A 13343-nucleotide genomic window follows, 5' to 3' on the forward strand; every position below is an offset into this window, starting at 1 on the left:
CCGATTCGGACTTAATGAAAATTCATATCAAACAAAAAACCGATAGAAACGGTTTCGGTTTCTATCGGTAATTCGTTTGTTTACGATAGCTTCTAGGCGTGCAGCCGGTATGCCGGAAGAACAGCCGGCAGAAGAAGGAGGAATCGTGAAAGCCGACGGCCGTGGCGATGGAATCGATGCTTTTGCTCGTTTCCAGCAGCATTTGCTTGGCACGCTCCATTCGAATTTCCTGCAGTACGGTCGAAATGCTTTTTCCCTTTTCCCTCCCGAAAATTCGTTGCAAGTGTCTCGGGCTTATCATGAATTGTTTGGCCAAGTCTTCCGCTGTAATTTTCTGATCAAAGTGATGCTCGAGATAAGTGCAGACATTCCTCACGAGAATCTCGTATCCGACCGTTAGCGGCTTTACCGACGGCTCCGCCGGCATGCTCTGATTTCGAATGTTCCGGGAGAGCTGGATCAGCAGCTTAATTAACAGATGCTTCACTATGATCTTCGAACCGCTTTGGCTGTCCTTACACTCCTTTATCATCTCCTCCAGCTGAGACAGAACGTCGGATGATTCCTTCGAACTGAGCGATTGCCGGCGCGGCATTCGTGTGCCCGGCTTATACATCGGCAGGATATAGGGCAGTTCCGCCAGAGATTCCGGTTCAGCCGGCAGACAGGAGATGAGCGAATCCATCGGAAAGAGACAATTGACGATTTCCAAGCTGAATTTCTTAACCTCGGGGAACGAGTGCACTTCACCGGGCATGATTATGTAAACATCTCCTGCACGTATCTCATAGCAATCATGTTGGATGATATGCTTCCCCTGGCCGTGTATGACGTAAACCAGCTCAATAAAATCATGGCAATGCTCTTCAAAAAGATTATGCTCGCCATGGGAAGAACGCTGCGTCCAAACAAGGTTCCCGTCCTTCTGATAATCGGAAAATCTTTTCATCTGCACAGTGGGCTCACCTCTATATACGGGATAAGAATAATGCATATAAGGCAAAAAAGAAGACACCTAACTTGTAACGACAAGTCAGGTGTCTCCAGTGGTCTGGTCGACAATGCACAGCATTAATTCCTATTCATTTTGTCGGATTAGCTTGATTGTTTAGATACTATCATCGGCCGTACACCGGTGTCAATACATTTTAACTAAGGTACCCGACCGCCTTATTCGGGGCGGATCCCTTTTCTCTTCCTCACTTGAACGATGACAAATAAGACAAGGAGCACGAGCAGAAGTCCGTATATGAAGTTGGAGTACACATCCATATAGTGAACGATCGATTCCCATGAAGCGCCGACGGCTGCACCCAGGTAGATCAAAACAGCATTCCAGATAAGGGAGCCGAGCGTTGTGAGCAGCAGGAAAGGCACGATCTTCATGCGTACGGTACCTGCCGGAATCGAAATAAGGCTTCGGATCAGGGGCACAAATCTACATAGGAATACCGCCCAAGAGCCGTATCGCTCGAACCAGCCGAAGGTTCTGTGTAGATCCTCCCCGCTCAGCCGGAGAAGGCGTCCATAACGGGTAACGATTCTCTCCAGTCTGCTCATGTCAAGCAGCCGACCTACGCCATAGAGGAGAACGGCGCCCACCACGGAGCCGAGTGTAGAGGAAACAATGACTCCCCCTAGCGAGAGCTCGGATTGCGTTGTCATGAAGCCGCCGAAGGTTAATATGATCTCCGACGGAATGGGAGGAAATAGGTTCTCTAGCGCAATTAACAGAAAGACGCCGACATAGCCGTATTCGTTCATGATTGAAGTTATCCACGTTTCCACAATACAAGTAACACCCCAATATTCGCATATTCAAACTGCTTCTAGCATCTATACGATAGGGATGGGCCTACGTTGCAAAAATTTCTAAGACGGGAAAATAATGTCCTTTCGGATCCCCCTCTTCTCGCGGGCAAGCCACGCTCCCGGTGTTTCCCCCTCCAGCTGCTTGAACATCCGACTGAAATGCTGAACGGTCTTGAAGCCCGCCTTCTCTGCAATTTGCTTGAGCGTGTAATCCGAATACGCCATCCACTCTTTCGACCGAACAATCCGAATCTCCCGTTGATAGCCGGCAATAGTGCAGCCTCGGTATTTCTTGAACAGCTGCTGCAGATGGTGCCCGCTATAGCCGAGCTGTGAGGCCATCTCCGCAATGGTCCAGGTTTCCAGCGCGTGCTGCTTGATCCATTCTTCAATTTGTTTGGCAGCGGCATAGGAGCCTTCCGTCGGAAGAGTGTAAGGACCTGGAATCACGGTGTGGCCGCTTCGCTGATTCTCGGGAGATGCTTCATACGCTGCTCTGCTCAAGCGGTACAATATTTCCACCAGGTGGAGACTGGCCAGCTCCCTGTAGTAGGGCTGCTGCTGTGCCCCTTCCCTGCGGATCCGGTCGAGCAGCTGTATGATGTCTCCGCTTACCTGAGGAATTCGTGACGGCAGCCTGCTCGCCGCTTGCTCCAGCTCGGAAGAGACAATCTCAAATTTGATATCGAGGGTTTTCACTTTCGTAGAGCGGTCTGCCGTTAGCCCGTGAATCACTCCAGGCTGCAGACAGTACAAGGTCCCGGCCTCCAGCGGGTACACCTCCTCCCCGCATTGAAACACCCCTCTTCCTTCCGCCGCCCAAATGAATTGATAAAACGCGTGGTTATGCGGCCGAAGCCGTCTTCCTTTATCGTAGTCGTAACGCGCCGTCCATAAAATTTGTACACCGTAACGCTGCATGGAGCAACCCCCCCATTGGATTAGGTGATGGTTCCTCCATTATACAGCATATCCCTTTTGGGTAAGAAGAGATACGTTATAGATAAACCTCATGCTGCAGGAACCCGCTATACTTAAAGTAACCCCAACGGAGGAGATGATGACCGATGATCATCAGTAATTTGTTCCCGAGGTATACCGAATTTGATCCCAAGGTTCCTGTATGGTGCGTGACTCCGAAAGGCGGCGGACTTCACCGCTTCTTCGATACGTCTCCAGTCAGCCCCTCCGGCCGCTATTTGGCGGTCCTGCGTATGCCCGATCAACCGCGCCTCAATTTGCCGGGAGAAACCGCAGAAATTGTAGTGATCGACCTTCACACGGCGGAAGAAACGGTTGTTGCCGATACGAGAGGCTGGGAGCCGCAGCTTGGTGCCAACCTGAACTGGGGCGCGGACGATGCATCGCTCTACTTCAATGATGTAGACACGGCAAACTGGGAGCCGTTCGTTACGCGCCTGAATCCTCTAACAGGTGAGAAACGCCGATACGAGGGTTCGATTTATCGCATTTCACCTGATGGAAGATGGATCATCTGCGCCAGCGCCGCAGCCATGCGCCGGACCCAGTTTGGCTACGGCGTGGTGCTCCCTGATGAGCTCGTTCCGCGCAATTTCGGCTTCCGTGCCGATGACGGATTGTACATTACCGACACCGAATCCGGCAATCGCCGGCTGCTGGTATCTCTTGCCGAGGTGATGGAGAAAGCGCAGCCTCTTATCGATCGGGATGCCTACCGACACGGAGAGCTGTATGGCTTCCACTGCAAATTCAACCCGCAAGGAGACCGCTTGCTCTTCACAATGCGCTGGTTTCACTCTGAGGAGGCCGAGCCATGGAATCAGATCAGTAAGCGATTGGCCTTCTGGGTAGTGACGCTGAAGCCGGACGGAAGCGAGTTGCATGTGGCTGTCGGTCCGGAGCAATGGGTGAAGGGCGGACATCACATCAACTGGTTTCCGGACGGAGAGCATCTTTCAATGAACCTCGCGCTCGATGGAGACAGAAAGCTTAAGCTGGTGCGGGTAAAATACGACGGCACGGGCTTGGGCAAAATCACGGATGCCGTGCCGGGTTCAGGACATCCGACCGTTCATCCGGACGGGCGTCATATATTGACCGACTCCTATGAGAAGGAGCCGGTTGCGTACGGAGACGGGACGGTGCCCCTCCGCTGGATTGATCTTACGACCGAGGCGGAGCAATCGCTGGTTCGAATCCGCGTCGCTCATGAAGGAGCCAAGGCCAACAATGCGCTGCGTGTGGATCCCCACCCTGCTTGGGCACCGGACTTCAGGCACATCGTGTTTAACGGGTACGTCGATGGAGATCGGCGCGTGTTTATCGCGGATTTAGGCAATGTCCTGTAAGCATGCATAAAATAGCCTTCCGCGGGGCAACATGCTCATAAACCATTTGCTGGAAAGGACCCTGAAGTATGCTGCGACGCTTGTGGAAACGACCTCGCAAGAGCTCCTCCACCGCTCCCGGGACGTCTGATCCGGCTGCTGCCTCCGTTTCGCTCGAAGCCCTTCTGGACGCTAACTTGCATTTCATCCGAAAAACAGTGGGAAACAGCAGCGATATCGTCATCCGGGAAGTGGTTATCGGCGTCGACGGCATGCTGCGGGCAGCCATTATCTATACCGACGGATTAGCGGAATCCAAGCATGTTCTGGAGGCCCTGATGCTGGATGCAAGAGTGGCGAGGCTGGACGGTAACGATACCTTGGAGAAGGATCCGATGCGCGTCTTGATGGACTCCACTCTTGCTATTGGCGAGACGGAGCAGGTCCATACGTTTGACGCCCTATTCCATGCGGTCCTGTCCGGGGATATTGCCATACTCCTGGACGGTCAGGCGGCCGCGCTGATCGCCAACGGGAGAAATTGGAAGGAGCGCAATGTTTCCGAGCCTGCCTCTCAAAGCGTCATCCGCGGACCGCGGGAGGGCTTCACGGAATCCATCCGAACCAATACGGCATTGATCCGACGTAAAATCAAGGATCCAAGGCTGTGGCTGGAAATGCGGCTCATCGGCAGAATCACGAGAACGGATGTAGGGATCATGTACATCCAAGGCATTGTGAATGAGCAGGTGCTGAAAGAGGTCAAGCGGCGGCTGGACGGCTTAGATATCGATTCCGTGCTGGAGAGCGGAACGATCGAGGAGCTGATCGAGGATAAGGTGCTGACGCCTTTTCCGACAATGATCAATACAGAACGCCCGGACTCGGTAGCCGCATCGCTGCTGGAGGGCCGGGTAGCCATACTTGTGGACGGCACGCCCTTTGTGCTTGTGGTTCCGGCGTTGTTCTCGCAATTTTATATCTCGAGCGAGGACTATTATCAAAGGGCGGATTTTGCTACACTCATCCGAATCCTGCGCTACCTTGCGTTGTTTATCACCCTGCTCGCTCCATCGCTTTACGTAGCCGTAACGACATTTCACCATGAGCTTCTTCCTACGCAGCTGCTTATCGGTTTGGCCGCTCAGCGCGAAGGGGTTCCTTTTCCCGCTTTTGTTGAAGCCGTGCTGATGGAGATTACTTTTGAAATCCTGCGTGAGGCAGGCGTCCGAATGCCCAAGACCATCGGACAGTCGGTGTCGATTGTAGGCACGCTGGTGATTGGACAGGCCGCTGTAGAAGCGGGGCTCGTCTCCCCTGCCATGGTGATTGTGGTATCCATTACAGCGATTTCTAATTTTGCGATTCCATCGTTTAATATGGGCATTTCCTTGCGGCTGCTGCGCTTTGTATTGATGGGGCTTTCGGCATCGTTCGGCTTATACGGCATTACGATCGGCTTAATCGCCATTGTGCTTCATTTATGTCAGCTGAAGTCATTCGGAATCCCGTATTTGTCGCCATTTGCTCCTCTTCAGCTGGAAGAACAGAAGGATACCATTTTCCGAATGCCCATGCGCTCCATGTTCTCCCGCAAACAAGGAAAGCCTGCTGACAGGCAGCGATAACTCCGACAACGCCTTAGCAAACAGAGGGATTCGATGAACAAACGTCTAGCGGTGTTGATCATATGGCTTAGCATCATTTGTGTGGCAACCGGCTGCTGGAACCGGCGCGAGCTGAATGAGGTGGCCATTGCCTTGGCTCTTGGGTTGGATAAAGTCGAAGGGGGCTACGCAATTTCGGTACAAATCGTAAATCCGGGAGAGATCGCCCCCAAGGACCGGGGAGGCAAGGGGATTCCCGTTCAAACGTACACGGAGACCGGCAAGACGGTATTTGAAGCTTTGAGGCGCATGACCACGAAGTCCCCGAGGAAAATGCTTATGTCCCACCTAAGGGTTGTCATTTTCGGAGAGGAGCTGGCCAGGGAGGGAGTTAAGGGGACGATTGATTTCCTTTCTCGGGATCATGAGTTAAGGGCCAACTTTGCCATTCTCGTTTCCAAGGGTTATTCCGCTGAGCGAATTCTAAGGGTGTACACCATCCCTCAGGAAGTCATTCCTGGAAACAAGATTTATAAATCGTTAGAAGCCGTCGAGAGATCTTGGGCTGCAGCCAAAAAGGTGACCTTGGATGAACTTCTGGAGGATCTGACGAAGGAGGGCAAGCAGCCTTCCTTGACGGGCGTTACGTTATCGGGGCATTCGGGACCCGGAAATATCGAAACCAGGGAAAATGTAGAACAAATTAAAATGATTACAAACATCAAGCTTTTCCAGCTTGCCGCTTTTAAGGGTGATAAGCTGATCGGCTGGCTCACGGAAGAAGAGAGTAAGGGCTACAATTATATTCTTGGTCATGTAAACAATTCCGTGGGGCAGATTCCTTGTCCGAACGGAGGCCAATTGGCCATGGAGGTCATCCGGGCAAAGTCGAGCGTGAAAGGAGCATTTCGTCAAGGCAAGCCGAGTATCGCTGTAACCATCCAGCTTGAGGAGAACATCGGAGATGCCTCCTGCGCTATTGATTTGACGAAGACCGAGACGATTGAAGAGCTGGAAAAGCGCTCCGAGGAAGTTATTCGCGGCTATGCTGCATCGGCGGTTCGTAAAGCGCAGAAGGTGTTTCAGTCGGATATCCTCGGCTTTGGAAGTGTACTCAGCAAAACCGATCCCCAAGCCTGGAAACCGTACGCGAAGGATTGGGATCGCGAATTCCGGGACCTGGAGGTCAACATCCAAGTGGATGCCAAAATTCGAAGACTCGGCACAACAACCAATCCAATCCAAGTCAAGGGCGGGGAATAAGTCATGTGGTCGCTGATCGGGATTATCGCTGCAGCAGCGGGAATCGCTCTTGTGGAGGGACCCGCATTATGGCGGAGTAAGGATACGAGAGAATTTCTGTGCTTTTCGCTGCTGCTGCTCACCGGGCTGGGTCTTAGTACGGCCGAAACGCTCCAGTGGAAGATCCCGAATCCGCTGGATGCTGTTGCCTTTGTCTTTACACCCGTAAGCGATATGCTGGAGCGATTCTTACAATGACGAAGCGGGGGCAGGTTCGATGATGGTGTCTGTTCGTCAATTTACGATACTTGCCATGTTCTTTACCGTGGGAACCACCATTCTAATCATTCCTGCCGGACTTGCGGCAGTTGCGGGCAACGATGCTTGGATGGCTGCACTCCTTGGCTCTTTGGTTGGATTGGCTATCGTTCTCTTCTTTCATGCCGTCGGCAAACGGATGGAAGGGATGACGTTTGTTGAATATACGCATTCCCTTTATGGACCGGTTGTCGGAACGGCACTCGTTTTGCCCTTGATTTTCTTTTCTTTTATCGGTTCGGCTACCTTGTTATCCTATATCGGAAATTTCGTAACGACACAGGTTATGCCGGAAACACCGATCCAATTTATCAACATACTGTTTGCTGCGGTTGTCATGATGGGCTTGCGTTCCGGACTCGAGACGATCGCCCGGGCGGCGGAGGTTTTTTTTCCCTGGTTTATCATGCTTTTTATGATTTTCGTTGTCCTTATCATTCCGGATACCAAGCTCTCGAATTTGGAACCGGTTTTGAATACGAGCTTGCCCTCCATGGCCAAGGCTGTCTTAGCTGTAATTGGTACGGCATCGCTTCCAATGGTCGTGCTGCTGATGTTCTTTCCCAAACACATACGCCATAGGGATCGGGCAAGGAGAGGGCTGCTCGTCGGATCGGCCATCGGCGGCGTTGTGATTGTACTAATTACCTTGCTGTGCATCGCGGTAATGGGGGCGGAGAGCACGGCACGGCAGCAGTACCCAAGCTATGTGCTTGCCAGGAAAATCAGTATCGCCGATTTTTTTCAGCGCATCGAGTCGATCTTGGCAGGGATCTGGATTCTCTCGATTTACTTCAAAATTACATTGTACTCCTACGCGTGTGTGACGGGACTCGCTCAAACGCTGAAGCTGAAGGACTACCGTCCGCTTGCTTTGCCCTTCGGCATGATCCTTGTCGTCATGTCGCTTGTCGTCTATCCCAATGTCGTGTATATGGCCGAATGGGACTCGACCGTATATCCGCCGTATGCTGTAGTGTTCGGCTTTTTGTATCCCTTGTTGATCATGGCGCTGGGGGCTTTCAAGCGGAAATAAACGTGAAAACAAAACGTCCGCTCCCAAGAAGAAGCAGGACGTTTTGTTCAATCGGTACCTTCTTAGCTTAGTTTGAAGGCGGCTACCATATTTTTTAATTCGTGCGCTAGCTGAGCGAGGGATTGAGAGGTGGATGCCGTCTCTTGACTGCTGGCTGCCGCTTCCTCCGTCGCTGCGGAAATTTTCTCGATCGACTGAAGCACCTCCGTCGACTGAGCCGCTTGCTCCTCGCAGGCTGCTGCAATCTCGGATACTTTGCTCGCCGTGTCATTCACGACAGTCATGATGGTTTGGAAGGCTTCACCCGTTTGCCTTGAGGCCACGGTACCCTCATTCACAGCGGAAACGCTTAGCTTGGTATTTTGCTGCATCCCCTTAATAATCTCGCTGATTTGCTTTGTCGCTTCACCGCTTCTTTCGGCAAGCTTCCGTACTTCATCGGCAACGACGGCAAAGCCGCGGCCCATTTCACCCGCACGAGCGGCTTCGATAGCTGCATTCAGAGCAAGCAGGTTCGTCTGATCCGAAATATCTTCAATTACATCGATGATCTCTCCGATTTGGTTGGAGTCCGTCTCCAGCAGAGCCATTTGACGATGGATCGATTCCATTCCTTGTACCGATCGGTCGATAACTTTTCCTCCATTTTGCGCCATGGACATGGTTTCCTCCGACAGCTCGGCCGCCTGCTCCGCACTAACGGCTACCGAGTTAATGGCTACGGACAATTCTCTGAACAGCTCGTTAATCGCTTGAGCCTCCTGAGCCTGTTCATTGCTGCCAGTAGCAACCTCTTCGGAGCTTGCCGAAATCTGTTCGGCTGCTGCAGCTACGCTTTCGGCCGAAGCGAGAATACCGCCTATAGTTCCTCTCATGCTCTGAATGGTATGATTCAGCGCCTCCGCCAATCTTCCAACCTCGTCCCGGGATTGAATGTCAGCGGTTTCACGCAAATCACCATGAGCCACCTTATCCAAAATACTCAGAACACGATTGATCGGACGTCCGATCGATTGGGAAATCAAATAGCCGAAGCCGATACTTAAGAGCAGTACCGCAATAAATACGATAATCATGACGTTGCGAGCCGAGTAAAAGGCGTTTTTGTTCTCATCGTTGATCTCTTTGGCCGTCTGGGAGTTATACTGAATCAGATCGTTCATGATCTTATCCCGTTGATCCTTCAGAGGTCCTACTTTATGTAAATAGATGGAATAAGCTGCTTCATTATTGTTTTTTTGCGCCTCAGCAAGTAATTCCTTGCGTGCTTCCCGAAATTTCTGGTGGACGGGGTTGTATTTTTCAACCAGCTCCTTTTCCCTAGGATCAAGCTCGGTTTGCAAATAATCGTTCATCAGCTTGTCGGTGTCCGCGGACGCTTGATTGATCTCATCCAAAAGCTTATCGTTCATTTTATCGTCCATTGTGATCATCAGTTCAAGTAAGTTGGCTTCTTGTCGATAGGAAATGGTTTGCATCGCACTTAAGTACTGAATCGGCAGCAGCTTGTAATTATACATTTCTTTCGATGCGTTATTCATTCTTGACATGCCTGTGTAACCGATAATGCCGACAGTCAGCAAAGCTATCACACATAACAGGATCAGAAGATTGATTTTTACGCCGACCTTCAGATGTTTCATCATTTCCATGAATACCCCTCCGTTTGTCATGTTTGTCTTCTTGTCTGATAGTGAACTCAATCCAATCAAACCACCAAAAAAAAGCCGCCTCTAATGGGCAGCTCTTTCCACGATCCCCCCAATGGTTGCCCGGCTGCCATAGCATAGCATGCTGCGTTAGGCCCGAAGCTTTGCGTCCTTGACTTTCGACAAGTTTGCCCTTTTCAATGGCATTTCTACATTTTACGACAATTATCGACCTTTATAGTAGGAATATAGCATTAAATCCCTTGAAAATAAATGGTAAAGATATGGTAGTTCCTTCACCTGTCTTGCCGGTTTCATATCTCATCTGCTAGGATGAATTTGGAAGGAAGGTCCAACCTATCGTACGGGAGAGATGTTAATCATGTCTATGGGTAACGGCACGATACGCCATATGGCGGTTTTTACACTAAAGCATTCCAAGGAGGCGCCGGAGACGGCTCGATTTCTTGAGGATGGCTACCGCATTCTAACCGGTATACCCGTTGTGAAGAACTTCGAGGTGCTGCGCCAGATCAGCCCGAAGACAGACTTTGACTTCGGCTTCTGCATGGAGTTCGACTCTCAGGATGACTATACCGCTTACAACGAGCACCCTGATCATGTTGCCTTCGTCCAGGAACGTTGGCTGAAAGAGGTCGCCCGATTCCAGGAGATTGACTTCGTGAAGGCTTGATTGCAGCTTGCGGAGATAGCGTAGGGAAAGGCGATTGCTGTATACTCGTCAGCCGGTCGGCTGTCTCCCCAAGCTGTAAAGTGAATATTTCATCTTACCTCCTGCTTGATGGACAGATTTATCGCCATAACGTGATTTTTTCACGTTTCAACGTACCTCTGCGAGTGAAATCGGAGGACTAGGTCTATGTAAGGTGATTATTTCGCCTTACAAGCTACTCGCCGGTGAATCTGTGCGCCTTAACGTGATTTTTTAAAGCTACGCGCAAAAAAGGACTACTCCTCAAAGCCTGAACTCCATAGGCCAAGGAATAGTCCTTCTTGCATTACTGTGATTCTTGCAGGAGCACTCGCGCCCGAACCGCCTTTACCCCTGCGGGAATGCGAAGGCTGCTGCCTTCCACTACGGCCTCCAGCCCTTCTACAGCAGCGATTTCTCCCATCCCCGTAAGAGCAATCGTAAGCGGCTTGCCGCTGCCTTCCAGCTCGAGCAGCAGGCTTGCTCCCTCCCGGCTCACCGACGCCCGCAGCTCAGCTGCGCCTGAAACATCCCGTACCACCGTAGCGGCCGTACGGCCTTCCTCCAGCTCATACACCCGCAGCTCCACTTGATCGGCATAATCGTAGTCCGGTCGCGTATCTACCGCACCGAAGGCGATGATGCTGTTGGGCCGGACCAATAATGGCAGGCTGAGAAACCCGTACGTTTCCTTGCGCCATCTTCCGCCTTCCACGGTTTCCCCCGACAGCAAATGCGTCCAGCGTCCTTCCGGCAAGTAATAGCTTACTTCTCCTGCCTCACTGAACACCGGTGCCACAAGAAGCTGCTCTCCCAGTATGTACTGACGATCCAGGAACTCGCAGGTGTGATCGTCCGGGAACTCCAGCAGCATGGCACGCATACTCGGCAGCCCCTGCTCCGCAGCCTGCGCCGCCGTCTCGAACAAGTACGGCATCAGCCGGCATTTGAGCTTCGTAAAGAGGCGCGTGACCTCCACCGCTTCTTCGTCGTACGCCCAAGGTACACGGTAGGACTTGCTGCCATGCAGTCTGCTGTGACTGGAAAGCAAGCCGAAGGCCAGCCAGCGTTTGAATACGTGCGCCGGCGCTGTTGCCTCGAAGCCTCCGATATCATGGCTCCAGAAGCCGAACCCGCACAAACCGAGCGACAGACCGCCCCGAAGACTTTCGGCCATGGACTCGTAATCCGCGTAACAATCCCCGCCCCAATGAACCGGAAATTGTTGACCGCCGACGGTCGCCGACCGCGCGAACACCGCCGCCTGCCCTTTCCCCAGCTCGCTCTCCAGCACGCCAAAAACCACTTTATTGTAAAGAAAAGTGTAGTAATTGTGCATTTTCACAGGATCGGAACCGTCATGATAAATCACGTCGGTCGGGATGCGCTCGCCGAAATCCGTTTTGAAGCTGTCCACTCCCATATCAATGAGTCCCCTCAAATAGCTTGCATACCATTCGCATGCCTCCGGATTGGTGAAATCGACCAGCGCCATGCCCGGCTGCCACAGATCCCACTGCCATACGTCTCCGTTCGGCCGCTTCACAAGATATCCGTTCCGTAAGCCCTCCGCAAACAAACGGGACCGCTGCGCAATATAAGGATTGATCCAGACGCAGATTTTTAAGCCCTTGTCTTTCAAGCGCTTTAGCATGCCCTGAGGATCCGGGAACACGCGTTTATCCCACTGAAAATCCGTCCAATGAAATTCGCGCATCCAGAAGCAGTCGAAATGAAACACATGGAGCGGCAAATCCCGCTCCGCCATGCCGTCGATGAAGGAATTGACCGTTGCCTCATCGTAATTGGTCGTAAAGGAGGTGGAAAGCCATAAGCCGAAGCTCCATGCGGGAGGAAGCGCGGGTTTCCCGGTCAGCCCGGTATATTTGCCCAGAACCTCCTTTACCGTCGGACCGTCGATAACGAAATATTCCATTGACTCGCCCTGAACACTGAACTGAACCTTCTTCACCTTCTCCGAGGCGACCTCAAAGGAAACCAGCTCCGGCTGATTGACGAGAACACCGTAGCCTTTGTTCGTAACATAGAACGGAATGTTCTTATAGGCCTGCTCAGAGCTGGTGCCCCCATCCTTGTTCCAGATGTCCACGACCTGCCCGTTCTTCACGAACGGCGTAAAGCGCTCTCCGAGTCCATACACCCATTCGCCTACGCCGAGATCCAGCTCCTCCCGCATATAAGCCGACCCCGCGGCATCCCGAATATATGCCATCGATTTGGCGCGGCTTCCGGTGATCCGCTCCTCCCCTCGAAGGAAATCGACCGCCCAGTCCGCTCCCTTCCGGATCCGGACACTTAAGCTGCCGCTGGTCAACCGGGCTTCCTGCTCGTTTTCTACAATCACCGTGTGGCTCCCTTCAGCGGCTTGCAGCTCGAAAGCCGGCCCCCGATCGAGAATCCCCTCATGGTGAATCAGCTTTACACCGATTACGCCAGGCATGGGAGAGTGGAACCTTACCGTCAGCAGCCCCGTATCCAGCATGCTGGATCGGCTTACAAGCGGTCTCGGCGAGACATAAGCCGTCAGCCGGTCCTCTCTCCGTTCGATCTCATGAGCCTGTACGGCTCCCAGTACTGTCAGTCCTTCCCGCAATAACCAGTTGCCATCCGTAAATTTCATGCCGTAACCAACCCTCT

Annotated in this window: 11 protein-coding genes and 1 riboswitch; of the genes, 6 read left to right on the forward strand and 5 right to left on the reverse strand. The window is 52.2% G+C overall.

The window, feature by feature from the left end:
• Nucleotides 1–61 precede the first annotated feature (61 nt).
• From QMO62_RS28685 to QMO62_RS28695, 3 genes are all read right to left on the reverse strand, one after another.
• Nucleotides 62–949, reverse strand: a complete 888-nt coding sequence (locus QMO62_RS28685) for an AraC family transcriptional regulator (protein ID WP_284645916.1) — start codon at nt 947–949, stop codon at nt 62–64.
• A gap of 221 nt (nt 950–1170) precedes the next feature.
• A complete protein-coding gene (locus QMO62_RS28690; RefSeq protein ID WP_284645917.1) occupies nt 1171–1788 on the reverse strand; it encodes a DedA family protein in 618 nt (205 codons plus the stop codon).
• A gap of 84 nt (nt 1789–1872) precedes the next feature.
• Nucleotides 1873–2733 (reverse strand): AraC family transcriptional regulator, encoded by an 861-nt coding sequence (locus QMO62_RS28695; RefSeq protein WP_284645918.1) that lies wholly within the window; start codon nt 2731–2733, stop codon nt 1873–1875.
• 146 nt (nt 2734–2879) lie between these two features.
• Here QMO62_RS28695 and QMO62_RS28700 point away from each other — a divergent pair, with 146 nt between their 5' ends.
• The 5 genes from QMO62_RS28700 to QMO62_RS28720 all read left to right on the forward strand — a co-directional run bounded on the left by QMO62_RS28700 (nt 2880) and on the right by QMO62_RS28720 (nt 8324).
• Nucleotides 2880–4142, forward strand: a complete 1263-nt coding sequence (locus QMO62_RS28700; RefSeq protein WP_284645919.1) for a TolB-like translocation protein — start codon at nt 2880–2882, stop codon at nt 4140–4142.
• An 80-nt stretch (nt 4143–4222) separates the two neighbouring features.
• Nucleotides 4223–5749 (forward strand): spore germination protein, encoded by a 1527-nt coding sequence (locus tag QMO62_RS28705; protein WP_372516745.1) that lies wholly within the window; start codon nt 4223–4225, stop codon nt 5747–5749.
• A 33-nt stretch (nt 5750–5782) separates the two neighbouring features.
• Nucleotides 5783–6991 carry a Ger(x)C family spore germination protein gene (locus QMO62_RS28710; RefSeq protein WP_284645920.1) on the forward strand — a complete coding sequence of 403 codons (1209 nt, stop codon included), beginning with the start codon at nt 5783–5785 and terminating at the stop codon, nt 6989–6991.
• 3 nt (nt 6992–6994) lie between these two features.
• The gene (locus QMO62_RS28715) at nt 6995–7228 is read left to right on the forward strand and encodes a hypothetical protein (protein ID WP_284645921.1); all 234 of its coding nucleotides are present in this window, start codon (nt 6995–6997) and stop codon (nt 7226–7228) included.
• A 19-nt stretch (nt 7229–7247) separates the two neighbouring features.
• Nucleotides 7248–8324: a GerAB/ArcD/ProY family transporter gene (locus QMO62_RS28720; protein ID WP_284645922.1), complete on the forward strand. Its 1077-nt coding sequence runs from the start codon at nt 7248–7250 to the stop codon at nt 8322–8324.
• 62 nt (nt 8325–8386) lie between these two features.
• Here the strand turns inward: QMO62_RS28720 and QMO62_RS28725 are convergent, their stop codons facing one another.
• Nucleotides 8387–9976: a methyl-accepting chemotaxis protein gene (locus QMO62_RS28725; RefSeq protein ID WP_284645923.1), complete on the reverse strand. Its 1590-nt coding sequence runs from the start codon at nt 9974–9976 to the stop codon at nt 8387–8389.
• Between the two features lie 111 nt (nt 9977–10087).
• Nucleotides 10088–10176, reverse strand: a riboswitch (cyclic di-GMP riboswitch).
• Between the two features lie 179 nt (nt 10177–10355).
• Here QMO62_RS28725 and QMO62_RS28730 point away from each other — a divergent pair.
• Entirely contained in the window at nt 10356–10667 is a 312-nt protein-coding gene (locus QMO62_RS28730) for a Dabb family protein (protein ID WP_348651735.1), read from the forward strand.
• A 325-nt stretch (nt 10668–10992) separates the two neighbouring features.
• Here the strand turns inward: QMO62_RS28730 and yicI are convergent, their stop codons facing one another.
• Entirely contained in the window at nt 10993–13326 is a 2334-nt protein-coding gene (yicI, locus tag QMO62_RS28735; protein ID WP_284645924.1) for an alpha-xylosidase, read from the reverse strand.
• Between the last annotated feature and the right edge of the window lie 17 nt (nt 13327–13343).

The sequence above is a fragment of the Paenibacillus silviterrae genome, assembly GCF_030167925.1.
In the GTDB taxonomy this organism is placed as follows: Bacteria; Bacillota; Bacilli; order Paenibacillales; family NBRC-103111; genus Paenibacillus_G; species Paenibacillus_G silviterrae.